21 protein-coding genes are annotated in these 26,220 nt (G+C 72.4%); 3 read left to right on the top strand and 18 right to left on the bottom strand.

Features of this window, described 5'->3' with window-relative positions:
• Positions 1-141: 141 nt before the first annotated feature.
• Positions 142-483 carry a hypothetical protein gene (locus Actkin_RS09095; RefSeq protein WP_189213126.1) on the top strand — a complete coding sequence of 114 codons (342 nt, stop codon included), beginning with the start codon at positions 142-144 and terminating at the stop codon, positions 481-483.
• A 34-nt stretch (positions 484-517) separates the two neighbouring features.
• Here the strand turns inward: Actkin_RS09095 and Actkin_RS09090 are convergent, their stop codons facing one another.
• The 3 genes from Actkin_RS09090 to Actkin_RS09080 form a co-directional block, all read right to left on the bottom strand.
• The gene (locus tag Actkin_RS09090) at positions 518-1,030 is read right to left on the bottom strand and encodes a TlpA disulfide reductase family protein (protein ID WP_258906683.1); all 513 of its coding nucleotides are present in this window, start codon (positions 1,028-1,030) and stop codon (positions 518-520) included.
• Positions 1,031-1,155: 125 nt separating this feature from the next.
• Positions 1,156-3,318 carry a 3-hydroxyacyl-CoA dehydrogenase NAD-binding domain-containing protein gene (locus tag Actkin_RS09085; RefSeq protein ID WP_258906682.1) on the bottom strand — a complete coding sequence of 721 codons (2,163 nt, stop codon included), beginning with the start codon at positions 3,316-3,318 and terminating at the stop codon, positions 1,156-1,158.
• 11 nt (positions 3,319-3,329) lie between these two features.
• Positions 3,330-4,544 carry an acetyl-CoA C-acetyltransferase gene (locus Actkin_RS09080; protein WP_189213129.1) on the bottom strand — a complete coding sequence of 405 codons (1,215 nt, stop codon included), beginning with the start codon at positions 4,542-4,544 and terminating at the stop codon, positions 3,330-3,332.
• Between the two features lie 127 nt (positions 4,545-4,671).
• On the opposite strand from Actkin_RS09080, the gene Actkin_RS09075 reads away from it, so the two are divergent.
• A complete protein-coding gene (locus Actkin_RS09075) occupies positions 4,672-5,853 on the top strand; it encodes a TetR/AcrR family transcriptional regulator (RefSeq protein WP_258906681.1) in 1,182 nt (393 codons plus the stop codon).
• Positions 5,854-5,878: 25 nt separating this feature from the next.
• Here the strand turns inward: Actkin_RS09075 and Actkin_RS09070 are convergent, their stop codons facing one another.
• A complete protein-coding gene (locus tag Actkin_RS09070; RefSeq protein ID WP_258906680.1) occupies positions 5,879-6,304 on the bottom strand; it encodes a nuclear transport factor 2 family protein in 426 nt (141 codons plus the stop codon).
• A gap of 140 nt (positions 6,305-6,444) precedes the next feature.
• Between Actkin_RS09070 and Actkin_RS09065 the strand changes: the two genes are divergently transcribed.
• Positions 6,445-6,999, top strand: a complete 555-nt coding sequence (locus Actkin_RS09065) for a TIGR03086 family metal-binding protein (protein ID WP_189213131.1) — start codon at positions 6,445-6,447, stop codon at positions 6,997-6,999.
• A 132-nt stretch (positions 7,000-7,131) separates the two neighbouring features.
• On the opposite strand, the gene Actkin_RS09060 is transcribed toward Actkin_RS09065, so the two are convergent.
• The 14 genes from Actkin_RS09060 to Actkin_RS08995 form a co-directional block, all read right to left on the bottom strand.
• Positions 7,132-7,722, bottom strand: a complete 591-nt coding sequence (locus Actkin_RS09060) for a TetR/AcrR family transcriptional regulator (protein WP_229787418.1) — start codon at positions 7,720-7,722, stop codon at positions 7,132-7,134.
• 11 nt (positions 7,723-7,733) lie between these two features.
• Entirely contained in the window at positions 7,734-8,885 is a 1,152-nt protein-coding gene (locus tag Actkin_RS09055; RefSeq protein WP_189213133.1) for an acyl-CoA dehydrogenase family protein, read from the bottom strand.
• Positions 8,882-10,786: an ATP-binding protein gene (locus Actkin_RS09050; protein ID WP_258906679.1), complete on the bottom strand. Its 1,905-nt coding sequence runs from the start codon at positions 10,784-10,786 to the stop codon at positions 8,882-8,884. Before Actkin_RS09050 ends, Actkin_RS09055 begins: the two co-directional genes overlap by 4 nt.
• An 8-nt stretch (positions 10,787-10,794) precedes the next feature.
• On the bottom strand, positions 10,795-12,393 hold the full coding sequence (locus tag Actkin_RS09045; protein WP_258906678.1) for an acyl-CoA carboxylase subunit beta: 1,599 nt from the start codon (positions 12,391-12,393) through the stop codon (positions 10,795-10,797).
• Complete coding sequence (locus Actkin_RS09040) at positions 12,390-13,526, bottom strand: acyl-CoA dehydrogenase family protein (protein ID WP_258906677.1); 1,137 nt, start codon at positions 13,524-13,526, stop codon at positions 12,390-12,392. The genes Actkin_RS09045 and Actkin_RS09040 overlap by 4 nt, the downstream gene beginning before the upstream one ends.
• The gene (locus tag Actkin_RS09035) at positions 13,523-15,292 is read right to left on the bottom strand and encodes an acyclic terpene utilization AtuA family protein (protein ID WP_258906675.1); all 1,770 of its coding nucleotides are present in this window, start codon (positions 15,290-15,292) and stop codon (positions 13,523-13,525) included. The genes Actkin_RS09040 and Actkin_RS09035 overlap by 4 nt, the downstream gene beginning before the upstream one ends.
• Entirely contained in the window at positions 15,289-16,062 is a 774-nt protein-coding gene (locus Actkin_RS09030) for a TIGR03084 family metal-binding protein (RefSeq protein ID WP_258906674.1), read from the bottom strand. The genes Actkin_RS09035 and Actkin_RS09030 overlap by 4 nt, the downstream gene beginning before the upstream one ends.
• Positions 16,063-16,117: 55 nt before the next feature.
• A complete protein-coding gene (locus Actkin_RS09025) occupies positions 16,118-16,453 on the bottom strand; it encodes a DoxX family protein (RefSeq protein ID WP_258906673.1) in 336 nt (111 codons plus the stop codon).
• A 559-nt stretch (positions 16,454-17,012) separates the two neighbouring features.
• The gene (locus Actkin_RS09020; RefSeq protein ID WP_258906672.1) at positions 17,013-18,359 is read right to left on the bottom strand and encodes a type I glutamate--ammonia ligase; all 1,347 of its coding nucleotides are present in this window, start codon (positions 18,357-18,359) and stop codon (positions 17,013-17,015) included.
• Entirely contained in the window at positions 18,356-20,047 is a 1,692-nt protein-coding gene (locus tag Actkin_RS09015; protein ID WP_258907885.1) for an IucA/IucC family protein, read from the bottom strand. The genes Actkin_RS09020 and Actkin_RS09015 overlap by 4 nt, the downstream gene beginning before the upstream one ends.
• Positions 20,048-20,097: 50 nt before the next feature.
• On the bottom strand, positions 20,098-21,342 hold the full coding sequence (locus Actkin_RS09010; protein ID WP_258906671.1) for a lysine N(6)-hydroxylase/L-ornithine N(5)-oxygenase family protein: 1,245 nt from the start codon (positions 21,340-21,342) through the stop codon (positions 20,098-20,100).
• A 418-nt stretch (positions 21,343-21,760) separates the two neighbouring features.
• Positions 21,761-23,089, bottom strand: coding sequence for a pyridoxal phosphate-dependent decarboxylase family protein (locus Actkin_RS09005; protein WP_258906670.1), 1,329 nt, complete (start codon positions 23,087-23,089; stop codon positions 21,761-21,763).
• A gap of 65 nt (positions 23,090-23,154) precedes the next feature.
• Positions 23,155-24,114, bottom strand: coding sequence for an LLM class F420-dependent oxidoreductase (locus Actkin_RS09000; RefSeq protein WP_189213141.1), 960 nt, complete (start codon positions 24,112-24,114; stop codon positions 23,155-23,157).
• Positions 24,115-26,169: a S9 family peptidase gene (locus Actkin_RS08995; RefSeq protein WP_258906669.1), complete on the bottom strand. Its 2,055-nt coding sequence runs from the start codon at positions 26,167-26,169 to the stop codon at positions 24,115-24,117. It abuts the gene before it with no gap.
• Positions 26,170-26,220: the final 51 nt, after the last annotated feature.

Genomic DNA, 26,220 nt, shown 5'->3' with positions numbered 1-26,220 from the left:
CGGCCGTATCCAGCGATATGAATAGCCATAACCCCGCCCGCTTTCCCCGGCCCGACATTACCCGAAATGATGAATCACGCCGAACCGGAGCCGGTTAGACTGGCATTGGCACATCGCCACATCGCACTGGGGGAAACAGCAATGAAGATTATCTCGCGCCTGCTGCTGGCCTTGGCAATGGTCCTTCCGCTGTCCGGCGTCGCCTCGGCGGAAACCGATCAGGACCAGACCGTGGAGCTGATCCTGCAGGGCAACACCGCCTTCGCCTACCTGTTCCGGTCCTATCTCAACGACTCCGACTGGACGGACATCTCCACCGACGGCGGGGCCACCTGGAACGGTCCGCTGGGGAAGGTCGTCAACACCTGGGGCGGCGCCACGGGCATGACCTCCGAGGACGTCCACGTGCCGACCGGCCAGTGGGTCCGGGCCTGCGCCTGGTACGCGGGCGGCCCGCACTGCACCCACTGGCGGCAGGCCTGACCGGCAGGCCGGGGCCGCCTCCGGGCGGCCCCGGTCAGCCGCCGCTCTCGGCCACGACCTCGCGGATCCTCGGGAGCAGGTCGTCGGCGAGCACGGCGCCGGCGAACACCGCCGCAACCCGATGCCTGCCGTCCAATATCAGGGTCGTCGGCACGCCGACATTCCGATATCGCCCGAGATTGAGCAGAGTGCGGCCGGGCGGGTCGTAGATCGACGGATAGCCGACCGCATTGTCCTTGACGAAATCGACAGCATAACCGCGCACATGGTCGCGGACATTGATGCCGACGAATCGCACGCCCGCGTCGGCCGTCTCGGCGTGCGCGCGCGCGAGTTCGGGGGTCTCGAACCGGCACGGCCCGCACCATGCGCCCCACACGTTGACGACCGTGGCCGGACCCGCCGCCGCGGTGGAGACGACCTCGTCGGGGTCGAGCAGGCTCTCCCCGGTGATCGCCTCGATCGTCGGGCGCTGGTCGACGGGCAGCAGGGCGCCGTTCGGCGGCACGGCCGCCGGGTCGGCGGAGCACGCGCCGAGCAGGGCCACGGCCAGCAGGCCGACAAGGAAGCGCACGACCCATTCCCGTCATCGACGTCGGACAACGGCGAGGGTAGTGCGCGCGGGAACGGACCAGGCGCGAGCCCCGAGGGGATCGCGCCTGGTCGCACGCCCTACTTGAAGTGCTCGCCCTTCTCGGCCTTCTCGACCAGGGAGGCGGGCGGGCGGAACCGGTCGCCGTAGCGGTCGGCCAGCTCGTTCGCCCGGGCGACGAAGCCTGCGATGCCGCCCTCGTACCCCTCGATGTACTGGATGACGCCGCCGGTCCACGGCGGGAAGCCGATGCCGAAGATGGAGCCGATGTTGGCGTCGGCCACGGTGCGCAGGACGCCCTCGTCGAAGCACTTGACGGTCTCCAGCGCCTCGGCGAACAGCATCCGCTCCTGCATGTCCGCGAACGGGACGCCCTCGGCAGCGGGGAACGCGTCGGCCAGGCCGGGCCACAGGCCGGTGCGCTTGCCCTCGTCGTCGTACTCGTAGAAGCCCGCGCCGGAGGAGCGGCCCTTACGGTCGAACTCGTCGATCATCCGGTCGATGACGGCCTCGGCCGGGTGCTCCGGCCACTCCAGGCCCGCCGCCTCGATGGCCGCCCGGGTCTCCTGCCGGATCTTGCGCGGCAGGGTCAGGGTCAGCTCGTCGAGCAGCTGCAGCGGCGGGGCCGGGTACCCGGCCTGGGTGCCCGCCTGCTCCACCGACGCCGCCGGGACGCCCTCGGCCAGCAGGGCGACGGCCTCGTTGAGGAACGTGCCGATGACCCGGCTGGTGAAGAACCCGCGGCTGTCGTTGACCACGATCGGGGTCTTCTTGATCTGCAGCGCGTAGTCGAACGCCTTGGCCAGGGCGACGTCGCTGGTCTGCGCGCCGACGACGATCTCCAGCAGCGGCATCTTGTCGACCGGGGAGAAGAAGTGCAGGCCGATGAAGTCCTCGCGGCGCCGCACGCCCTCGGCGAGGTCGGTGATCGGCAGGGTCGAGGTGTTGGAGCCGAGCAGCGCGTCCGGGGCGACCAGGGCCTCGATCTCGCCGAAGACCTTCTTCTTCAGCTCGGGCGACTCGAACACGGCCTCGACGACCAGGTCGACGCCCGCGACGTCCTCGGCCTTGTCGGTCGGGGAGATGCGGGCCAGCACCTCGTCGGCCTTCTCCCGGGTGAGCTTGCCCCGGGACACGGCCTTGTCCAGGATCTTCGCCGAGTACGCCTTGCCCTTCTCGGCGGCATCGACCGACACGTCCTTGAGGACGACCTCGATGCCGTTGCGGGCGCTGACGTAGGCGATGCCCGCGCCCATCATGCCCGCGCCGAGCACCGCGACCCGCTTGGCCTGGTACTGCGGCACGCCGTCCGGGCGCGACAGCCCCTTGTTGATGGCCTGCAGGTCGAAGAAGAACGCCTTGGTCATGTTCTTCGACACCTGGCCGGTGACCAGGTCCACGAAGTACTGCGTCTCGATCTTCGTCGCGGTGTCGATGTCGACCTGCGCGCCCTCGATGGCCGCGGCGAGGATGTTGCGCGGGGCGGGCATCGGCGCGCCCTTGAGCTGCTTGCGCAGGTTCGCCGGGAACGCCGGGAGGTTCGCGGCGAACGACGGGTTCGACGGGGTGCCGCCGGGAATCTTGAAGCCCTTGACGTCCCAGGGCTGCGCGGCCTCCGGGTTGGCCTTGATCCACGCCTTGGCCGCGTCGATCATCGCCTCCGGAGTGTCGACGAGCTCGTCGACCAGGCCCAGCTCCTTGGCCTTGGCGGGCTTGTGCCGCTGGCCCTGAAGCAGGACGTTGAGCAGCGCGGACTGGATGCCCAGCAGCCGCACCGTGCGGGAGACGCCGCCGCCGCCGGGCAGCAGGCCCAGGGTGACCTCGGGCAGGCCGATCTCGCTGCCCTTCACGTCGAGGGCGACCCGGTGGTGGCAGGCCAGGGCGATCTCGTAGCCGCCGCCGAGCGCGGCGCCGTTGATCGCGGCCACGACCGGCCTGCCCAGCTGCTCCAGCCGCCGGAAGTCGGCCTTCATCGCGTCGACCCGCGCGGTGATCTCGGCGGCGTCGGCGCGGCCCGCCTTGCTCATCTGCTTGAGGTCGCCGCCTGCGAAGAACGTCTTCTTGGCCGAGGTGACCACCACGCCGGTGATCGAGTCCTTCTCCGCATCCAGGCGCTCGACCGTGGCGGCGAGCGAGGTGCGGAAGGTGTCGTTCATGGTGTTCGCGGACTGGCCGGGGTCGTCCATCGTGAGCGTGACGATGCCGTCGGCGTCGACGTCCCAGCGGAACATGTTCTCGGTCATCTCTCCTGGCCTCAGACTCGCTCGATGATGGTCGCGACGCCCATGCCGCCGCCGATGCACAGGGTCACCAGGGCGCGGCGCTCGCCGCGGCGCTCCAGCTCGTCGAGCACGGTGCCCAGGATCATCGCGCCGGTCGCGCCGAGCGGGTGGCCCATGGCGATGGCCCCGCCGTTGACGTTGATCTTCTCGTGCGGGATGTCGAGGTCCTTCATGAACTTCAGGACCACCGCGGCGAACGCCTCGTTGAGCTCCCACAGGTCGATGTCGTCCGCGGTGAGCCCGGCCAGCCGCAGCGCCTTCTGCGCGGCCGGGGTCGGGCCCGTCAGCATGATGGTGGGCTCGGCGCCGGTCACCGCCGCGGAGACGATGCGCCCGCGCGGGGCCAGGCCAGCGGCCTTGCCCGCCTCCTCGGTGCCGATGAGCACCAGCGCGGCGCCGTCGACGATGCCGGAGGAGTTCGCGGCCGTGTGGACGTGGTCGATCTTCTCGACCCAGTGGTACTTCTGCAGCGCGACGGCGTCGAAGCCGCCCATCTCGCCGATGCCCGCGAACGACGGCTGCAGCTTGCCCAGGCTCTCCACGGTGGAGCCGGGGCGCATGTGCTCGTCGTGGTCGAGCAGGGTCACGCCGTTGCGGTCGCGCACCGGGACCACGGACTTGGCGAAGTAGCCGCCCTCCCAGGCCCGGGCCGCGCGGTTCTGCGACTCGACGGCGTAGGCGTCGACGTCCTCGCGGGAGAAGCCCTCGATGGTGGCGATCAGGTCGGCGCTGATGCCCTGCGGGACGAAGTAGGAGTCGTAGTTGGTCTCCGGGTCGAGGAACCACGCGCCGCCGTCGGAGCCCATCGGCACCCGGGACATGGACTCCACGCCACCGGCGATGACCAGCCGGTTCCAGCCCGCGCGGACCTTCTCGGCCGCGGTGTTGACCGCTTCGAGGCCCGAGGCGCAGAACCGGTTGAGCTGCACGCCCGCGACCGTGTCCGGCAGGCCCGCGGCGATGGCGGCCGTGCGGGAGATGACCGCGCCCTGGTCGCCGACCGGGGAGACGACGCCCAGCACGATGTCGTCGATGGTGGCCGGGTCCAGCTCGGGGTGGCGGGACCTGAGTTCGTCGATCAGCCCGGTGACCAGGCTGATCGGCTTGACGCCGTGCAGCGACCCGTTCTTCTTGCCGCGCCCGCGCGGCGTGCGGATCGCCTCGTAGATGAAGGCTTCGGTGCTCACGCCCGACCGGTCCTCTCCTCGGAGGCTTCGCTAATGACGATTAACTTTCTCTCGCGGATGCGCTGGTTGTCAACGGGTCAGGGTCGGCCGTACGGTGTTAGACGGTTCTCACGCGTCGGAGGTGCAGGTGACGACCAGCCCGGTCCGCAGACCCCGCGACCGCAAGGCCCAGCTGGCCACCGCCGCCGCCGACCTGTTCCGCAGGCACGGCTACCACGCCGTCGGCGTGAACGACATCGCCGCGGCCGTGGGCATCACCGGGCCCGGCATGTACCGGCACTTCCAGAACAAGCAGGCCGTGCTGGGGCACGTCCTGCTGACCGGCGTCGACGCCCTGGCCGCCCGGCTCAACGGGGTCCTGGACGGGTTCGGCGACCCGGAGTCGGGGCTGCGACCGTTGCTCCGCGCCGCCGCGGAGATCTCCATCGACCAGCGCGACCTCACCGCGCTCTGGCGCTGGCAGGGGCGCCACCTGCACCAAGCCGACCAGAAGGAGATCATCCGGCGCACCGGCGTGCTCCTCGGCGGCTGGCAGGCTGGCCTGCGCAGGCTGCGCCCCGAACTGGGCGACCGGGACGCGCTGCTGCTCTGCTTCGCGGCGCTGAGCGTGTTCGGCAGTGTCGGGGATCACCACGCCGCGCCCGCGCGCGAGCGCTTCGTCGACCTGCTGGCCGACCTTGCCGAGACGGCCGTGCGCAGCCCGGTGGTGCCGTCGACGGAGACCACCGCGGTCCGGCCGCGGCCAGCGGTGGCCGCCAGCCGCCGGGAGGAGCTGCTGACCGCGGCGACCCGGCTGTTCCGCGACCACGGCTTCCACGCGGCCAGCATGGAGGACATCGGCGCGGCGGCCGGGATCGCCGGGCCCAGCATCTACCGGCACTTCGCGGGCAAGTCCGACATCCTGCTGGCGGCCAGCCGCCGGATGGCCGACCGCCTCACCCTCGGCCTGAACGACTCCCTGTCCGAGGCGACGTCGCCGCGCGACGCCCTGCATCGCCTGGCGCGCTCCTATGTGGACACCGTGCTGCGGTCGGACGACCTGATCGCGGTGTACGCCAACGAGATCGGCAACCTGCCCGAGCGCGACGCCAAGGAGATGCGGCGGCTCCAGCGGGCCTACGTCGCGGAGTGGGTGCGGCTGGTGCGCGAGGTGTCGCCGTCGCTCAGCGACGCGGAGGCCCGGGTCGTCGTGCAGGCGGCGCTGACGGTGGTCAACGACCTGCCCCGCACCCGAGGGGTCAACGACCGCCCCCGGCTGGCCGCCGAACTGACCGCGCTGGCCGTGGGCCTGCTGGACTCCCAGGCCTAGCCCGCCCGACTGGCCTGCCTGCGGCCTAGCTGCCCGCGCGGTAGGACTCGCCGCCGGTGCTGGCCTCGAAGGCGGCGCGGACCTCGACGGTGTCGTACACGATGTAGAGGCGCTTGGCCTTGCCCTCCTCGTCGAACTGGAAGACGTCGACCACGTCGAAGGGGGCGGAGGTGCCGTCGGCGAGGGTCCAGTCGTAGTAGAACCACAGCGAGACGAGCGGGTCGCCGTCGACGGCGCTGCCGCTCATGGTGCCGATCAGCGTCAGCGACGACGAGTAGCTGTCCTCGAACAGCTGGGTGTAGAACTGCTCGGCGGGCCGCGGGCCGTACAGCGGGGAGTGCACCTGCCCGTCCTCGGCGAACAGCGCCAGGACGCCGTCGAGGTCCCTGCTCTCCAGCGCGGACAGGTAGGCATCGGCGAACTGCTCGATGCTCTGCACGGCGGTGGTCATCCGCGTATCCCCCTCGGTTCGTGCGCCTCCAGTGCCGCAGTGAGGATCGCGCACCGGCTCGGCCGCGCTCATCTCCGAGGCGGACGTGATTCCGTCATGCCGAGTGGCCGAGCGGGCCAGCCGGTGTTTCAGTAATGGCCATGCAGCAGCTCGCCGCGTTCGACGCCGGTATCGCCGAGTTCGACCGGCGGGTGCGCCTGGTCCGGGACTGGGACGCGCCCACCCCCTGTACCGAGTGGACTGTGCGCGACCTGGTCAACCACGTCACCAGGGAACACCTCTGGGCCCCCTACCTGCTGCGCGGCGCCACGATCGCCGAGGTCGGCGACCGCTTCGACGGCGACGTCCTGGGCCCCGACCCGGTCGACACCTGGGTCAAGGCCGCGACCGGCTCCATCGACGCCTTCCACCAGCGCGGCGCCCTCGTCGGCCAGGTCCACACCAGCGGCGGCCCGATCAACGCCGACGAGTACGCGTGGCAGATGATCTTCGACCTCACCATCCACGCCTGGGACCTCGCCCGCGGCGCGGGCCTGGACGAGCACCTGAACCCCGACCTGGTGATGACGGTGACCGACGAGCTCAGCCCCTACTTCCCGGTCTGGTACGGCGCCATCCTCGACCACCCGGTCCCGACCCCGGTGGACGCGGACCCCCAGGACCGCCTCATCGCCGCGACCGGCAGGCAGCCCTAGCGCAGGCCAACGCCTGCCCGGCGAACACACGGCTGGCGAAAGGCGCGTCCCCCGCCTGCGGCGAGGCCGCCGCCTCGAAGGGGCCGTCACTGCCGTTGACGATCACCCGCGCCAGGGGCGGCACCACGACCTTCAGCGGTCCAGTGTCGCGTGCAGCATCGACGCCCACTCCGTCAGCACGCGGTGGCGGCGTTTGGCGTCGTCGGTGAGGAGGTTGGCCAGGCCGAAGCCGCGGGCGAGGTCCAGGGTGGCCTGGACGGCCTCGCGGACGCCGGGGCGGGACTCGTCGGCGCCCAGGGCCTCGACGGTGAGGCGGTGGGCCTCGCGGCCGACGTGGGCCTCCAGGGGGACCACCTTGGCGCGCAGGGGCTCGTCGGAGGCCGCCGCGACCCACAGTTGCAGCGCGGCGCGGAACAGCTTTCCCGCGTACATCTCGCCGATGGTCTGCACCACGTGCTCGGTGCGGGCCAGGCCCGGCGGCAGCGACGGCAGTTCCGCGCGCATCGCGGCGAGGCGTTCGTCGGTGACGTGCTCGATCGCGGCGGTGAACAGGTCCTCGCGGGTCGGGAAGTGGTGTTGGGCCGCGCCCCGGGACACGCCCGCGCGTTCGGCGACGACGGACACCGTGCTGCCCGTCCAGCCGACCTCTGCCAGGCAGTCGACGGCCGCGTCCAGCAGCCGCCGCCGGGTGGCCCGGCTGCGGTCCTGGCGCGGCTCGCCCACCTGTCTCCCCCTCAGTACGACTTGGGCAGTCCCAGCGAGAACTGCGCCACGAAGTTCAGCACCATCTCCCGGCTCACCGGGGCGATCCTGGTCAGCCGGGACGCCGCGACGAGCGCACCGAGACCGTACTCGCTGGCCAGGCCGTTGCCGCCGTGGGTCTGCACGGCAGCGTCCACGGCCCGCACGACGGCCTCGCCCGCGGCGTACTTGGCCATGTTGGCGGCCTCGCCCGCGGCCATGTCGTCGCCTGCGTCGTAGAGCGCCGCGGCCTTCTGGGTCATCAGTTTGGCCAGCTCCAGCTCGATCTTGGCCTGGGCGAGCGGGTGCGCGACGGCCTGGTGGGCGCCGATCGGCTCCTTCCACACCGTGCGCGTCTTCGCGTAGTCGACCGCCTTGTCCAGCGCGAACCGCCCCATGCCGATGGCGAAGGACGCCGCCATGATGCGCTCGGGGTTCAGGCCCGCGAACAGCTGCATCAGCGCCGCGTCCTCGGACCCGATGAGCGCGTCGTGCGGCAGCGCCACCTCGTCGAAGAACAGGCTGAACTGCCGGTCCGGTGAGATGATGTCCATCGGGATGGGCTGGTAGGTGAACGCGTCCGTCGGCACGACGAACAGCGCGGGCTTGAGCTTGCCCGTCTTGGCGTCCTCGGTCCGCCCGACGACCAGCACGGACTCCGACTCGTCCACGCAGGAGATGTAGACCTTGCGGCCGGTCAGCACCCAGCCGTCGGCGGTCCGCTTCGCCGTCGTGGTGATCCTGTGCGAGTTCGAGCCCGCGTCCGGCTCGGTGATCGCGAACGCCATCCGCAGCGAGCCGTCGGCGAAGCGCGGCAGATAACGCCGCTTCTGCTCGTCCGTCCCGTACCGGGTGATGATGGTCGCGCAGATCGCGGGCGAGACCACCATCTGCAGCAGGCCCGCGCCCGCCGCGCCCAGCTCCTCGCATACTGCGGCGAGGTCGCCGATGCCGCCGCCCCCGCCGCCGTACTCCTCGGGCACGTTCACCCCGAGGTAGCCCAGGCGGCCCGCCTCCTCCCACAGCTCCGTGGTGTGCCCGCCGGAGCGGGCCTTCTCGACGGTGTAGGTGTGCCCGTACTTGTGTCCCAGCTCGGCGACGGCCTTGCGCAGCGCCTGCCGTTCCGCGCTCTCGGTGAAGGTCACGCTTCCTCCTCGCTCACCACGGCCAGCACCCGGCCGACGTCGACCTGGTCTCCGGCGCCCACGCCCAGTTCGGTCACCACGCCGTCGGCGGGCGCGTCGATCCGGTGCTCCATCTTCATCGCCTCCAGCCACAGCAGCGGCTGTCCCGCGCTGACCCGCTCGCCCGCCGCGACGGCCACCCGCACCACGGTCCCCGGCATGGGCGCGAGCAGCGAGCCCGCGGCCACCTGGTCGGCCGGATCGGTGAACGGGCTGACGTGCGTCAGCGCCACCGACCCGCCATCGGTGTCCACATAAGACACATCGCCGTGCCGGGCCACCGCGAACCTGCGCCGCACCCCGTTGACCTCCAGCACCACCAGCCCCGGCGACGCCGACACGAGCGTGGCCGGGCCGTCGGGCACGCCCAGGGTGTAGCGCGCCTCGTGCTCGCCGTGCGCCGAGGTGAACCGCTTGACCTGCGGCTGCGACACCACGTTGCGCCAGCCGCCGGGGATGCGGCCCAGCACGCGCGCGCTCGCCCGGTTGGCCTCGGCGTCGGCCAGCGCCGCGGCCAGCGCGCACAGCTCGACGTCCTCCTTGTCCAGCAGCGGCGCGGCCAGCGCGGACAGGCCATGCCGGTCGAAGAACGCCGTGTCGGTCTCCCCCGCCAGGAACGCCGGGTGCCGGAGCACGGTGACCAGCAGGTCCCGGTTGGTGGTCACGCCGTGCACCCGCGTCTTGACCAGCGCACCGGCCAGCGTCCGGGCCGCGCTGGTGCGGTCCGGGGCCCACGCGATGACCTTGGCGAGCATCGGGTCGTAGTGGACGCTCACCACCGAGCCCGGCTCCACCCCGGAGTCCACCCGGACGCCGGGCGGGACGGCGAAGTCGTGCAGCGTGCCGCTCTGCGGGCGCCAGTCCGCCGCGGGGTCCTCGGCGTACAGCCGGACCTCGATGGCGTGCCCGTTGGTCGGCGGCGGATCGGCGGGCAGCGCCGCGCCCTCGGCGATGGCCAACTGCCAGCGCACCAGGTCAAGGCCGGTGACGGCCTCGGTCACCGGGTGCTCGACCTGCAGCCGGGTGTTCATCTCCAGGAAGAAGAACCGGCCCGTCTCGTCGGCCAGGAACTCCACGGTGCCCGCGCCGGTGTAATCGATCGCCTTGGCGGCCTTGCGCGCGGCGTCGAACAGACCCGCGCGCATCTCGTCCGACACCAGCGGCGACGGCGCCTCCTCGACGACCTTCTGGTGCCTGCGCTGGATCGAGCACTCGCGCTCGCCCACCGCCCACACCGTGCCGTGCGCGTCGGCGAGGACCTGCACCTCGATGTGCCTGCCGCGCTCGATGTAGGGCTCGCAGAACACCGTCGGGTCGCCGAAGGCCGAGCCCGCCTCCGAGCGCGCCGCCTCCAGCGCGCCAGGCAGCTCCGCCAGCGTCCGGACTATCCGCATGCCCCGGCCGCCGCCGCCCGCCGACGCCTTGACCAGCACCGGCAGGTCGGCCTCGGTGACCTCGGCGAGTTCGGCCAGCACCGGGACCCCGGCGTCGGCCATGATCCGCTTGGCCTCGATCTTGGAGCCCATCGCCTCGATGGCCGCGGCGGGCGGGCCGACCCAGGTCAGCCCGGCCTCGGTCACCGCGCGGGCGAAGGCGGCGTTCTCCGACAGGAACCCGTACCCGGGGTGGACGGCGTCGGCCCCGGCGTCGACGGCGGCCCTGACCAGCAGGTCCGCGCGCAGGTAGGTGTCCGACGGCGCGGCGCCGGGCAGCCGCACGGCGGTGTCGGCCTCGGCGACGTGCGGGGCGTCGGCGTCCGGGTCGGAGAACACCGCGACGGTGCCCAGGCCCAGCTCGCGGGCGGTGCGGAAGACCCGGCGGGCGATCTCGCCCCGGTTGGCCACCAGAACCGAAGTGATCATCACGGCCCTCACATCCGGAAGACGCCGAAGCCGTCGGCGCCCTGGATCGGTCCATTGTGGATGGCGGACAGGCTGATGCCGAGCACCGTGCGGGTGTCGCGCGGGTCGATGATGCCGTCGTCGTAGAGCATCCCGGAGAGGAACATCGGCAGCGACTCCGCCTCGATCTGGCCCTCGACCATGGCCCGCATCGCCGCGTCGTGCTCCTCGTTGTACGGCTGCCCGGCGCGCTCGGCGTTCTGCCGCATGACGATCGACAGCACGCCCGCGAGCTGCGCAGGCCCCATGACCGCCGACTTGGCGCTGGGCCAGGCGAAGAGGAACCGAGGGTCGTACGCCCGCCCGCACATGCCGTAGTGGCCCGCGCCGTAGGACGCGCCCATCAGGATCGAGATGTGCGGGACCGTCGAGTTCGACACCGCGTTGATCATCATCGCGCCGTGCTTGATGATGCCGCTCTGCTCGTAGTCCTTGCCGACCATGTAGCCGGTGGTGTTGTGCAGGAAGATCAGCGGTGTATCGGTCTGGTTGGCCAGCTGGATGAACTGGGTGGCCTTCTGCGACTCCTCGCCGAACAGCACCCCGCGCGCGTTGGCGAGGATGCCGACCGGGTAGCCGTGCACGCTCGCCCACCCGGTCACCAGGCTGGTGCCGTAGAGCGGCTTGAACTCGTCGAAGTCCGAGCCGTCGACCACCCGGGCGATGACCTCGCGCGGGTCGAACGGGATCTTGAGGTCGGTCGGGACGATGCCGAGCAGGTCCTCGGCGTCGTGCAGCGGCTCGCTGTAGTCGGTGCGCGGCTGCGGCCCCTGCTTGCGCCAGTTGAGCCGGGCGATCACCCGGCGGCCGACGCGGATGGCGTCCTGCTCGTCCACGGCGAGGTAGTCGGCGAGGCCGGACACGCGGGCGTGCATCTCCGCCCCGCCCAGCGATTCGTCGTCGGACTCCTCGCCGGTGGCCATCTTGACCAGCGGCGGTCCGCCGAGGAAGACCTTGGCGCGCTCCTTGACCATGACGACGTAGTCCGACATGCCCGGCAGGTACGCCCCGCCCGCCGTCGAGTTGCCGAACACGAGCGCCACGGTGGGGATCTTGCGGGCGGAGGCGCGGGTCAGGTCGCGGAAGGTCCGCCCGCCCGGGATGAAGATCTCCTTCTGGGTCGGCAGGTCCGCGCCGCCGGACTCGACCAGGTTGATCGAGGGCAGGCGGTTCTGCGCGGCGATGTCGGCGGCGCGGAAGCCCTTGCGCATGCCCCACGGGTTGATCGCGCCGCCCTTGACGGTCGGGTCGCTGGCGTTGATCAGGCACTCGACGCCCTCCACGACGCCGATGCCGGTGACCAGGCTGCCCCCGACCTGGTAGTCGGTGCCCCACGCGGCCAGCGGGGACAGTTCCAGGAACGGCGAGTCCGGGTCGAGCAGCAGCTCGATCCGTTCGCGGGCGAGCAGTTTGCCGCGCTTGCGGTGGCGGGTGACGTACTTCTCGCCGCCGCCCGCGACCGCCTTCGCCTGTTCCCGGCGCAGCTCGTCGAGCTTGGCCAGCATGGCGTCGGCGTTGGCCTTGAACTCGTCGGCGGCGGTGTCGACGGTGGTGCGCAGGACGGTCATGCCGTGTACCCCAATCGCTTCGCGGCGAGCCCGGTCATGATCTCGTTGGTGCCGCCGCCGATGCCGAGGATGCGCAGATCCCGGTAGTGCCGTTCCACTTCGGACTCGCGCATGTAGCCGAGGCCGCCGTGCAGCTGGACGGCCTGGTTGACGACCCACTCCCCGGCCTCGACCGCGGTGTTCTTGGCGAAGCACACCTCGGCGATGACGTCATCGCCGTCGAGGTGCCGCTGGGCGACGTGCCGGGTGTAGGTGCGGGCGACGTCGATCCTGCGGGCCATCTCGGTCAGCGTGTTCTGGACCGCCTGCCGGGAGATCAGCGGCCGGTTGAACGTCTCGCGGCTGCGGCACCATTCGAGCGTCAGGTCGAGGGCGCGCTGGGCGTGCGCGTACGCCTGGACGGCCAGGGTCAGCCGCTCGGCGACGAAGTTGACCGCGATCTGGATGAAGCCGGTGTCCTCCTGGCCGATCAGGTTGGCCCTGGGGACGCGGCAGTCGGTGAAGGCCAGCTCTGCGGTGTCGGAGCAGTGCCAGCCCATCTTCTCCAGCTTGCGGCTGACCGTGAACCCGGGCGTGCCCTTCTCGATGACGAGCAGCGAGATGCCGTGCGCGCCCTTCCCGCCCGTGCGGACGGCGGTGGTGACGAAGTCGGCGCGGACCCCGGAGGTGATGAACGTCTTGGCGCCGTTGACGACGTAGTGGTCGCCGTCGGCCTTGGCCGTGGTGCGGATGTTGGCGACGTCGGACCCGCCGTCGGGCTCGGTGATGGCGAGCGCGCCGATCCTGTGGCCGTCGAGCGTCGGGTGGACCCACTTGGCGATCTGCTCGGGATCCCCCGCGCCCGCGATGTGCGGAACGGCGATGCCGCAGGTGAGCAGGCCCGCGATGAGCCCGCCGGACGCGCCCGCGTAGTGCATCTCCTCGACGACAGCCATCGCGTCGATGAGGTCCCCGCCCCCGCCGCCGACGGCCTCGGGGAAGGCGACGCCGAGCAGGCCCTTCTCCCCCGCCTTGCGGTGCAGCTCACGGGGCAGCTCGCCGTCGCGCTCCCACTGGTCGAGGTGCGGGAGGACCTCCCGCGCCATGAACGCGCGCACGGTCTCCCTGAGCTCGCGGCGCTCGAACGGGTTCACAGCAGCTCCTCCGGGATGTCGACGTGCCTGCTCCGGAACCACTCGCCCAACCCCTTGGCCTGCGGGTCGAACCGCGTGCTCGCGGCGACCCCCTGGCCGAGCAGTCCTTTGAGGACGAAGTTCAGCGCGTGCAGGTTGGGCAACTCGTCCCGCTCGACGTCCCCGGCCTCGGGCAGCAACTCCTTGAGCCGTCCGACCGTCAGCTCCCGCACGAGCCACGGATAGGCGTTCGGGTCGCGCACCCAGACACCGAGGTTCGCGTCCCCACCCTTGTCCCCCGACCGCGCCCCCACGACGACACCGATCGGCAGACGCCTTGTACCACCGGAGGCGGCCACCCGCACCCCGCCATCCACACCTGCGCGCCCCTCCCCGCCCTCTGTCCACAACCGACCAGTAACCCCTTCCCCGCCAGCGGGAGCGGAGTAGACTGGAGCAGGGCCGTCCCCCCAGGGAGCGGTGGGGGCCGTTTGGTGGTGTTCGCTGGGGGCGGAAACGGGTGGGGTGGGGGGCCAGGGGATGGTTGTGCGGGTGCCGTCGGGGTGGACGGCGATGTGCGGGACGTCGGTGTGGGGGACGTATTCGGGGCGGTAGACGCCCACCGGGGTGCCGTCGGATGGTGGGGCGGTCAGGGTGAAGCCGGGGTACGAGGCCAGGGCGAGTTCGACGGCGGCGCGGGAGAACGCCTTCGCGCGGGCCGGGTCCGGGGTGCGGACGGTGGCGTGCAGCAGGGCACTGGCGGTCTCCTCGGTGTCGGCGTCCTCGCGGTCCGTGCGGGCCAGGGTCCAGGTGATGTCCTCGCCGGGCAGCTGGCGGCGGACCAAGGCGGCTTTGGCGTCGATGTCGAGTCCGGTGAGGACGAACGTCGCGCTGTTGCGAAAGCCGTCGAGGGTGTTGACGCAGACCTTGACCGTCGGCGGGGGCGGGGAGCCCTGGACGCCGCTGATCCGCACGCGGTCGGGGCCGTCGGGGGTCAGCGCGATAGTGTCGAAGTGGGTGGTGACGTCGGGGCCGAGGTAGCGGGCGCCCTGGATCTCGTAGAGCAGCTGCGCCGTCACGGTCTCGACCGTCACCGCGCCGCCTGCGCCGGGGTGCTTCGTGATCACCGACGAGCCGTCCGCCTCGACCTCGGCGATGGGGAAGCCCAGGTGCTCGGCGCCCGGGATCTCGGTGAAGAACGCGTAGTTCCCGCCGGTCGCCTGGGTGCCGCACTCGATGACGTGACCCGCCACCGTCGCGCCCGCGAGGGCGTCGTAATCGGTGGGCGTCCAGCCGTGGTGCGCGGCGGCGGCGCCGACGACCAGCGACGCGTCGGTGACGCGGCCGGTGACGACGACGTCGGCGCCCGCGTTCAGACACGACGCGATGCCCCAGCCGCCGAGGTAGGCGTTGGCGGTCAGGGCGCCGTGCAGGCCCAGTTCGGCGGCGCGGGGCAACAGGTCGTCGCCCTCGACGTGGGCGACGCGCGCGGGGAAGCCCAGCGCGCGCACGGCGTCGGCCAGTCCGGCGGGGTTGAGGCCGCCAGCGTTGACGACGATCTTGACGCCGCGCTCCAGGGCGTCGGCCAGGCACTCCTTGGCCTGCTTGAGGAACGTCCTGGCGTACCCGGCGGACGGGTCGGCCATCTTCTGGCGGCCCAGGATGAGCATGGTCAGCTCGGCCAGGTAGTCGCCGGTGATCACGTCGACCGGGCCGCCGTCGAGCATCTCGCGCATCGCGGAGATGCGGTCGCCGTAGAAGCCGGAGACGTTCGCGATGCGGATCACGCGCGGGCCCGCCCTTCCCCCGGCGGCCCGGCGAACGCCTGCGCGATGCCGAGCCAGCGGTCGGCCTCCGCGCCCTCGGCGGTCAGGGCCGTGTCGTCGCGGTGGACGCGCTGGGTCACCAGCAGGCAGAAGTCGAGCGCGGGGCCCGACACCCGCTGCTCGGCGTCCTCCGGCCCCCACGTCCACACCTCGTCGGACGGCCCGGCCAACTCGACGCGGAACGGATCGGTCGGGACCGGGAGGTCGCGCACGACGTAGGCGAAGTCGCGGGTGCGGACCCCGATGTGCGCCACGTGCCGCAGCCGCAGCGTCGCCTCCCGCGCGATTCCGAGCGCGTCGGCGACGTCGGTCCCGTGCGCCCAGGTCTCCATGATCCGCGCGGTGGCCATCGACGCGGGGCTCATCGGGGGCCCAAACCAGGGGATCCGCGTCCCGGCGGGCGCGTTGGCCAGCGCGTCGGCCAGGGCGGCCCGGGTGCCGCGCCAGTGCTCGAGCAGGTCGGGCCGCCGCGCCACCTCCGCCGCGGCGTCGTCCACGACGCGGCTGGGGTCGCCTTCGGTGAAGGCCTTGACCGCGGCGGCCGCGAACCGCTCGGGGTCGGTGGCGGCGAGTATCGCCTGTTCGTCCGTCCAGGCGAGGTGGGCGATCTGGTGGGCGATGGTCCACCCGGTCGCCGGGGTCGGCAGCCGCCACTCGGCACCGGCGACCCGGGAGTCCAGCAGCTCACCCTCGTCCCGCAGGTCCGCGAGCAGCACGGTCAGGTCGATCACAGCTCAACCGTGGCACGCGCGCGGGGAGTTTTCAAGCATTCGTGCTTGATTGTTTTCAGGCGGCCAGCACGAGCGAGACGACCACTGGGGCCAGGTAGAGGAGCGGGAACGGGATGTGCGCCCACACCCTCGCCCTGGCCACGGTGATGACCGCGCCGATGAAGTAGACGACCAGCGCGATCCCCGCCGCCCAGCCGATGGCGGGCACGAGCAGCCCGACCACGAGCCCGACCGCTCCCGCGGCCTTGGCGGCGCCCAGCCAGTTCCACCACTTCTCCGGGACGCCGTACTCGCTGATCGGCTCGACCACCCACTTCGCCCGAAGGAACACGGACGCGGCCGAGAACCCGACCATCACAGCGGCAACCAAGGTGACAACGGTGTGCGACATGGGGAAACCCTTCTCCAACGTGCCTGTCACCCCTCTGACCCGACACCCACCCCAGATGTGACAGCCCCACGCCAGAACCGGTCCACCACTTTCAGATGATGATGTCATATGATGATATCATCTGGATGGCGGGAGCATATGATGTCATCATGTGAACCACCCTGTCGGCGACAGGGCGGCCCGGGCAACGGGAGGCGATGCGGCAGGGACCTTCCAGGTGCGGCAAACGCCGCATGCGGGGAGGAGCGGCCCTCCCCGCCATATCGCCCACCAGCAGATCGACCCCGCAGCAGGACAAGCCCGCAGCAGGCCCGCGCAGAAGGTCGCCTCGCGCGCAGTCCTCGCGCGAGCTGAACTCCCGATCCCGCGCTGCCGATCCCACCCCGGCTGGAAGGCCGCGCCCCGGGGTCGACGCCTGAGGTACTGGATTTAGGCGGTTGGAAGCCGATACCCGGCAGCGGCCACGCCGACTACATCCACCCGCCCCGCGCTCGCCCAGTCCTGATGCGTCCCCAGCAGGTCGCGTCGACCCTGCCGCAGGACTGGGCGATTCCCCGCGCTAGGCGCGCAGGTCGCCTCGGGCGCGCTGCCAGTCGGTGACTGTGTCGAGGCCAGCGGTCAGTTCCTCGCCCAGCATCGCCAGTTGGTGGTCGATCACCGGGTCGCCCAGTACCGCTCGGGCTGGTTTGGAGTCCAGCAGGGTCAGCGCCTCCCATGGCGTCCGGGCCAGTTCGCCCACTACTCGGGCCTCGTCGGGCAGCGGGAGGCGTTCTCGGACGCCTGCTACCCCGGCGCCCACCAGCGCCGCCACCACCAGGTGCGGGTGGGCGTCCGCACCGGCGAAGCGGGCCTCCAGGCGCAGGGAGCGGCCGCTGCCCGCCAGGCGGACGGCCGCGGTGCGGTCGTCGCGGCCCCAGCGCAGCGAGCGTGGGGAGAACGGGGCGGTGCGGAGGCGGACGTAGGAGTTCCACGTCGGCGCCCAGATGCCGGTCAGGTCCGGAGCGGAGCGCAGGATGCCCGCGATGAAGTGGCCGAAGAGCGCAGACGGCTCGCCGGGGGTCGCGCCCGCGGTCAGCGGCCCGCCCTCCGGGTCCGAAAGGGACAGATGGACGTGACACGAGCTGCCCATCCCCGACGCCTCCGCCGCCAGGTACCCCGCCCGCACGCCCCGCGCTGCGGCCGCTCGACGGACAGCGGCCTGCAGCAGCATCGCGTCATCACACGCGGCGACGGCATCCCGGTGGCGCAGGACGATCTCGTACTGCCCCGGGTGCACCTCCCCGCGCGCGGACTCCGCGCCGAGGCCCAGGCCGTCGACGGCCGCGTGCACGTCGCCCAGCAGCGCGCGCAGCGGGGTCAGCCCCGCCACCGAGTAGTCCAGCCCCGCGGGCACCAGCGGCGCGCCGTCCGCGCCCGTGAACGTGACCTCGTGCTCGATCCCCACCGACGGGACCAGCCCCAACTGCTCGGCGTCCGCCAGCCGCTCCCGCAGCGCCGTGCGCGGGGCCTCCGGCACCGGGCGGCCGTCGGGCCACTCGACGTCGCACACCACCTGCCACACGCCCGGCTCCAGCGGGGCGAGGGTGGCCAGGTCCGGCCGCAGCACCAGATCGCCGTAACCGCCGAGGAACTGGTCGACAGCGGGCGCGTTGACCGTCTGCCGAGCCGGATTCCACCCGAAGACGTACGAGCAGAGCCCGTAACCGTTGGCCAGCACCGTGTCGACGAAGAAGTCCGCCCCCAGCTCGACGGCGGCGAAGCGCGCGTGCGGGTCGGGCGCCAGGCACACCACGCGCCGAACCTCGCCCGCGGACACCGCCGCGCGCAGCGACGCCGAGAGGGTCACCGCGGCCTTGGCGCGCGCGGCCAGCGTGCGCGGGCCGACCGGCCGCCGGTGGTCGATCACCAGGCACCGCCCGCGTCCGGGCCCGCCAGCGGGTTGAGCGCCCTGCCGAAGCGGACGTCGAACTCGTCGTCCCGGTCGATCTTGTCGAAGCCCTGGCCCGCGAGGTGCTCGCGGTTGAGGCAGACCCGTTCGACGTCGGGGGCGAACAGCCCGCACGCGTCGAACCGCGCCGCGGTCGACGGGTGGCTGTCCCGATAGGCGCCCACGATCTCCCGGACGCGCGCCCACAGCCGCGGCCGGGCGTAGTCCAGGTCGGCGTCGGCGATCTCGGCGATGAACCGCAGCTGGCCTGCGAACACCGAGCTGAACAACGACTGGACCAGCAGGTGCGCAGGCCAGCGCAGCATGTCCGCCGCGGCGTCGCCACCGAGCCGGTCGTAGGCGGGCAGGTGCTCGTCGAGCAGGTCGACGCCCTGGGCGAAGTCCTTGATGGCCGCCCGCAGCGGCACACCCGCCGCGTCGGTGATCAGGATGAGGTTCTGGCCGTGCGGGCAGAACCCGACGCCGTGCTCCAGCAGCCAGTGCAGCAGCGGCGTGAGCAGCAGGTCGAGCACCTTCGACAGCCACGCGTCCGGCTCCATCCCGGACTGGCGGACGAGGTGGGCGAGCACGCCGGGGTAGGGCAGGGCGGCGAAGGAGATCGCCCGCTCCCCCGGCACCAGCCGCGTCCGGATGGGCTCGCGCCACAGCGCGCCCAGCGTCTCGTGGAAGCGGTACGGCAGCTCGTCGATCGCGCCGAACAGCGGGTGCCGCACCGACACGCTCGCCACCTCGCCGAGCAGGTCGAAGCCCTGCAGCTGCTCGTCGGACGCGCGCACCTCGCGCAGCCACGTCGTCACCTGGGGCGCGGCCAGCGTCGCCGCCGACGCCAGACCCCGGTAGACGAGCGTGTTGCGCACCGACACGGCCGTCTTGACGTCCCTGCGCGTCGGGTGGGACGCGTTGGCCAGCGTGCGGATGGTCTGGTGTGGACGGTAGTGGTCCCGGCTCTCGCCCAGCGGCACGACGACGCCGGTCGCCAGCTCGGCGGCGTAGAGGGTGCCGATGATCTCGTCGAACTGCCAGGGGTGCAGGGGGACGAGGGCGAAGTCGTCCGGGTCGGACAGCCCGGCCCGGAACTCGGCCAGCTGGTCGCCCAGCTCCTCGGTGAGCAGCCCGTCCTCGGTGAGGTCGTCGGTGCACCGAAAGGCTGCGTGCTCGCGGCGCACGGCCACCCAGCGCAGCGGGAACGTCGTCCCCGCCTCCGGCGCGTAGCGCTCGCGGTCGCGGCCGGAGAAGCCCACGCGGCCCTTGTTCAGCACCAGGCGAGGATGCCCGGTCAGCTTGCCGTCGGCGGTGTCGTAGTCCATTGCGGACAGTTCGGCCGCGGTCGGGGCCGACGCGATCCTGGTCGCCTCGTTGGCGACGGTCGCGGTCAGCTCGGAGAGCACGTCGGCCAGCCGCAGGCCGGTCAGGTCCAACTCGGCGCGGGCGTCGACCACGAGCGCGCGCGGATCGTCGGCGGGCTCGCCGTTCCGCAGCGCGGTCCCCGGGCGCACCGCCCACGACTCGAACGCGCCCCGCCGCGCGGCGAAGCGGTACTCCGCGCCGCCGGACAGCGCGAGCCGCCAGTCGCGGAAGCCGCGCTCGTCCGGCTCGCCGACCGGCTCGGGGCGCAGCAGGCCCTCGTAGCTCAGCTCGCCGAGCATCTTGTGCACCACGGCCGCCCCCGCCGCCGCCCATGCCTCGCGCCGTCCACTCACCCGATGTCCCCTCCGCTCAACCCGAACGTGGTGAACGCCGTGCGCTCGGGCAGCCGGTAGACCGTGCGCCCGCACACCGCGTTCAGGATGGTCGCCGCCCGCCACGCGGCCAACCCCAGATCCGGCGCGCCCACCCCGTGGGTGTGCCGCTCGGCGTTCTGCACGAACACCGAGCCCGATGTGCCCGAGGCCACCCGGTACTCGGCGTCCACGACGATCCGTCCCGCCGCGTCCCGCTCGACGGGCAGGTCGCCGAGCAGCGGCCCCAGGTCCCGCTCGGCGTAGCCGGTCGCGCAGACCACGGCGTCGGTCCGGATGGTGGCGGTGGTGTTCTGCTGGACGTGCCGCAGGTCCAGCTCGATCCCGGGCCGGGCGTCGACGACCTCGACGCCGGGGGCGAAGAACACGTCCGGCCATCCGCCGCCGACGCTGCGCTGGTACAGCTCGTCGTGGATGGCGTCGATGGTCTCGGCGCTGATGCCCTTGTAGAGCTGCCACTGCGCGGGCACGAGCCGGTCGCGGGTGGGCTGGTCGAGGCCGTGGAAGAAGCGGGTGTAGTCGGGGGTGAACTGCTCGAGGCCGAGCTTCGAGTACTCCATGGGGGCGAACGCGGGCGTCCGCGCGATCCACCGCAGCCTGCCGGTGCGGCGGCGCAGCAGGTCGAGGACGACCTCGGCACCGGACTGGCCGGACCCGACGACGGTGACGTCCTCGGCCGCCACCAGCTCATCGCGCTTGGAGAGGTAGTCGGCGGAATGGACGGCCAACTCCCGCAGGGGACCGGGGACCACTGGCTCTGTTCCGACACCTAACACCAGGTTGCGCGCCCGCACAGGGCCATCGGGGACGTCCAGCTCGAAGACCTCGCCGGTCCAGCGCACCGCCCGCACCTCGACGCCGAACCGGCAGCCGGGTAACCGCTCGCTGGCCCACCGGCAGTAGTCGTCGTACTCCGCGCGCGGGATGTGGAAGCGCTCGGCGAAGTAGAAGGGGAACAACCGGTCGCGGTCGCGCAGGTAGGACAGGAACGAGAGCGGGTGGGCGGGCTCGACCAGCGAGACCAGGTCGGCCAGGAACGGCACCTGCAGGGTGGTGCCGTCGATGAGCAGCCCCGGATGCCACCGGAACTCGCCCCGCCGCTCGAAGAACCCGGCCCGCAACCCGGGAACCGAACTGGCGAGCGCGGCAAGGGAGAGATTGAACGGCCCGATGCCCACGCCCGCGAGGTCGAGCACGCTCATGCCGCCGCCCCGGCAAGAACGCCCCCACCGCAAGCACACCCGGACACCGACCGACTCCCGAACACGCCCACACCACAACCACACCCCGACACCGACCGACCCCCAGCCACGCCCACACCACCCCCGACAACACCCACACCACAACCACACCCCGACCCACCCACGAGCACTCCCATGCCCTCACCCCTAACCAGGACATCCCCACCGCAAGCGCACCCCGACACCGAGCGACCCCCGAGCACCCCCACGCCACCACCCCCAACCCGAACACCCCCACCACAAACACACCCCGACACCCATCGGCCCATGCCCACACCGCCATCCCCAACCAGGACACCCACACCACAAGCACGCCCGGACACCCGTCGATGCGCGAGTACGGGCCGCGCCCTTGCGGTCACCCGCTTCCCGTGCGAGCTCATCGGGCCGCCTTCGCCACGAGGTCCAGCAGGGGCTGGTAGTCACCGGGAGTCGTGTGCGGGTGCAGCAACGTCAGCTTGAGCCACAGGCCGTCCAGGCGCGCCCGGCCCAGTACGGCCTTGCCCTCGTCGAGCAGGGCCCGGCGGAGGGCGGCGACGTCGCAGGCGGCCTTGGGGCGGAAGACGACCGTCGACAGCGTCGGCTCGGCCCACAGTTCCAGGTCCGGATGGGCGGTGATCGCCGCCGCCACGCCGCGCGCGGTCGTGCAGCAGGCCTCGACCAACTCGCCCATCCCGCGCCTGCCCAGCGCGCGCAACGTCGCGGCGATCTTCACCGCGTCCGGGCGTCGGGACGTGCGCAGGGAGCGGCCGAGCAGGTCGGGCAGGCCCGCCTCGGTGTCGTCGTCGGCGTTGAGGTAGTCGGCGTTGGTGTCCATGATCCGCAGGTCCGCGCCGTCGCGGCAGGCGAACAGGCCCGCGGCGATCGGCTGCCAGCCGAACTTGTGCAGGTCCAGCGCGACGGAATCCGCGCTCTCCATCCCCCGCAACAGCTCCCGCCGCTCGGTGAACAGCAGTCCCCCGCCGTACGCGGCGTCGACGTGCAGCCAGTCCGGCCGCAGGGCCGCGATCTCCGGCAGCGGATCGATCGCGCCGCTGTTGGTCGTGCCCGCCGTCGCCACCACCGCCGTCGGCCCCTCGACCGACGCCAGCGCGCGGGCCAGCGCGTCCGGGCGCACCCGGTCATCGCGGCACTCCACCACTACCGGCCGAGGCAGCCCGAGCAGCCACGCCGCCCGGGCGACGCTGTGGTGGGCGTTACGGCCGCAGACCGGCGTCACCGCGCCGAACTTCTCCCTGGCCAGCAGCAGACCGTACAGATTGGACTCGCTGCCGCCGGTGGTGACGAGCGCGTCCGCGGCGGGCTCCGCCGGGTAGCACAGCCGGGCCACGGCGTCGGTGACCTGCCGCTCGATCGCGCTCGCCGCGGGCGCCTGGTCCCAGGAGTCCATCGACGGGTTGAGCGCGCTCGCCGCCACGTCGGCCGCCACCGCCACGGCCAGCGGCGGGCAGTGCAGGTGGGCGGCGCACCACGGGTCGGCCGGATCGGCCGAGCCCGCGGCCAGCACGCGCGCCACCTCGGCGGCCGCGGCCGGGCCGACGCCGTGCTCCGGCAGCACGTCGGCCAGGGCCTTCACCGCCGAGGGGCCGCCGGAGGGCAGCGGGCCGCCGCGCTCGCGGACGCCGTCGGCCAAGGCGTCGAGCACCGGCCCGACCAGGGCGCGCACCGCATCGGGCGTGGCCAGGGGCGCGTCGTGCGATGCGGTCATCCGCCAACCCTTCTTAGGTGAGCCTTACCTTGGAGAGGATACGCGGCGGCCGATCTTGGGCGCGCTCAGCGCGGCGCCAGCGCCCGCACCAGGTCGGCCGGGTCGTCGCCGGTGGGCAACACGGCGATGACCGGCGTGGTCAGGCCCGCCTCCTGATAGGCGGCGATCTTCTCCCGGCACTGCTCAGGGCTGCCGTGCACGATCAGTTCGTCGATGACCGAATCGGGGATGGCCGCGTTCGCCCCGGCCCGGTCGCCCGCCGCCCACGCCTCGTGCATCGGCCGCAGGAGGTCGCCGCGGCCGAGCCAGTCGTGGAACGCCGCGTACACGGGGACGGTCAGGTAGCTGCTGATCAGCAGCCTGCCCAAGCCCCGTGCCGCGTCGGCGTCCTCGGTGGGGCAGACGAAGATCCGGGCGACCAGTTCGGTGTCCGCGCCGATCTCCCCGCGCACGGTCGGCACGTCCGACGCCGCCAGCCAGTTGGTGATGGCGCCGTCGGACTGCTCGGCGGCAAGCCGCAGCATGCCCGGGCGCAGCGCGGCCAGCATCACCTGCGGCGGCACCGTCGGCGGGCGCTCCAGCCGGAACTTCGTGACCTCGAACGTGCCGTACTTCTCGGTGACCTTCTCCCCGGCCAGCGCCGCGCGCAGGAAGTGCAGCGTGTCGCGCACCCTGCGGAACGGGTCGGTGAAGTCGGCGCTGTTCCAGCCCTCCACGATGGTCGGCGACGACGTGCCGATGCCCAGCACGAACCGGCCGGGCGCCAGCTCGGCCAGGGTCGCCGCGCTCATCGCCAGCAGGCCGGGGCCGCGCGTGTAGACCGGGACGATCGCGGTGCCGAGCCGCAGGCCGGGCGACCACTCCGCGGCCAGCGCCAGCGGGGTGAACGCGTCGGTGCCCGCGGTCTCGGCCGACCACACGTCCGTGTAGCCGAGGTCGGGCAACTCCTTGACCAGCTCCCGGTGCGCGGTGAGCGGGACCCCGGTCAGCGGCAGCGTGATGCCCCACCTCGGCGTGACGGTCATCTACTTCTCCAATCCCAACGCGGACTTGAGCCAACGGACCTGCATGAGCATGAAGTTCTCGGCCACGTCGTCCTCCTGCGGCGTCATGTGCGTGACGCCCGGGAGCGGCAGCAGCGCGTGCGGGCGGCCCGCGGCCACGAGCGCGCTGGAGAGCCGGATCGCGTGCGCGACCACGACGTTGTCGTCGGCGAGCCCGTGGATGATCAGCAGCTCCCTGGTCAGCTTGGGCGCGTCGTCGATGAGGGAGTTGCGGTCGTAGACCTCGGGCTGGGTGTCGGGGTGGCCCAGGTAGCGCTCGGTGTAGTGGGTGTCGTACAGCCGCCAGTCGGTGACCGGCGCGCCCGCGATGGCCGCGTGGAACACCTCGGGCGCGCGCAGCACGGCCAGCGCGGAGAGGTACCCGCCGTAGGACCAGCCGCGGATGGCCACCTTCCCCAGGTCGAGGTCCGGGTGCTCGGCCGCGACCGCGTGCAGGGCGTCGACCTGGTCGGCGAGGGTGACGCCCGCGAAGTCGTTGGCGATCGCGCGCTCCCACTCCGGGCCCCTGCCCGGGGTGCCGCGCCCGTCGGCGACGATGACGGCGAAGCCCTGGTCGGCCAGCCACTGCGGGCCGAGGTAGGCGTTGCGGGTCGACAGCACGCGCTGGGCGTGCGGGCCGCCGTAGGGGTCCATGAGCACGGGCAGCTTGGCGCTGCCGGGCACGTGACCGGTCGGGTACAGCAGGGCGGCGCGCAGGCCGCGCTCGCCGACGGTGAGCAGCCGGACGTTCGGCGTCAGCGGCGGCTCGACGGCGTGGTTGGCGATCTCCTGGCCGCCGATCGTGTGCCGCGAGCCCGCCCAGTCCATCGACCACGAGGTCAGGACCAGGCCGCCGGGGCCGCGCGACGCCGAGTGCACGCCGTCCTCAGTGGACACGCGGGTGACGCCGCCCGCGGTGGCGGTGTAGACGTGCACCTGGGTGGGGTCGCCGGCCGATGCGGTGAACAGCACGTCGTCGCCGACGTCGAGGACGGAGCGGACCTGCAGGTCGTCGCCGGTGACCGCGCGGTCGCCGATGAACAGCCGGTTGGCCGGGCCGTCGGCCTCGACGCGGACCAGCTCGCCGCCGGGCGTCCACGCCGGGACGCCGGTGACGATCTCGACCCAGGTGTCGTCGGTGTCGGTGTGGATCAGCTCGGTGGCCCCGGTGTCCGGGTCGACCGCGCGGATCTCGTAGGTGCGCTGGTCGCGGGTCTGGGTGGCGATCAGCGGCAGGCCGTTGTCCGACCAGTGCGCGGTGACGAGGTACTCGCCCGCCCAGTCGACGTCGGTCCGGGAGCCGTCCAGGCCGATGACCGCCAGGCGCACGGTGACGTTGGTGGTGCCCGCGGCCGGGTAGGCGACGGTGTGCGGCGCGCTGCCGGGGTTGGCCGGGTCGGCGATGTGCCAGCGCTGCACCTGCGTGCGGTCGGTGTGCGCGACCAGCAGGCGGGTGCCGTCGGGGGACCACCAGTAGCCGCGGGAGCGGTTCATCTCCTCGGCGGCGATGAACTCGGCCAGGCCCCAGGCGCGGTCCTCGCCATCGGGCTCGGCGAGCGCGCGGTCGTCCGTGCCGTCGACGGCGACGACCCGCAGCGCGTTGTCGGCGACGTAGGCGATGTGGCGGCCGGTCGGGTCGGGGCGGGGGTCGATGATCGAGCCGGGGGTGTCCAGCTCCCTGGTCTCGCCGTCGACGGTGACGAAGAGTCGGCCCGAGAGGGCGAAGGCCGCGGTGGTCACGTCCGCGTCGGTGGCGTAGCCGACGATGCCGCCGCCCTGCTCGCGGCTGCGCTCGCGGCGGGCGCGCTCCTCGGGCGAGAGCTCCTCGTTCCCGCTCAGCAGCGTGGCGGGGTCGGCCAGCCGGGTCTCGGCGCCGGTGGCGAGGTCCTTGCGCCACAGGATGTGGGTGCGGTCCTCGCCGGTCGCCGTGCGCAGGAAGAGCACGTGGTCGCGGCCGACGCGGAACTCGCGCGGGGCGCCGAGGGTGAAGCGCTGGGTCCGCGCCTGTAGGCGCAGGAACGAGGTCTCGTTGGTCACGTCCGACAACCTAGTGTCCTTTCCGCGCGGGCACACCGCCGGAGTTTCTTG

Source organism: Actinokineospora sp. UTMC 2448, from assembly GCF_024760565.1.
GTDB classification, from domain to species: domain Bacteria; phylum Actinomycetota; class Actinomycetes; order Mycobacteriales; family Pseudonocardiaceae; genus Actinokineospora; species Actinokineospora fastidiosa.
Note: the sequence above shows the minus strand (reverse complement) of the source record. Positions and strands in the feature narration are given on the sequence as shown.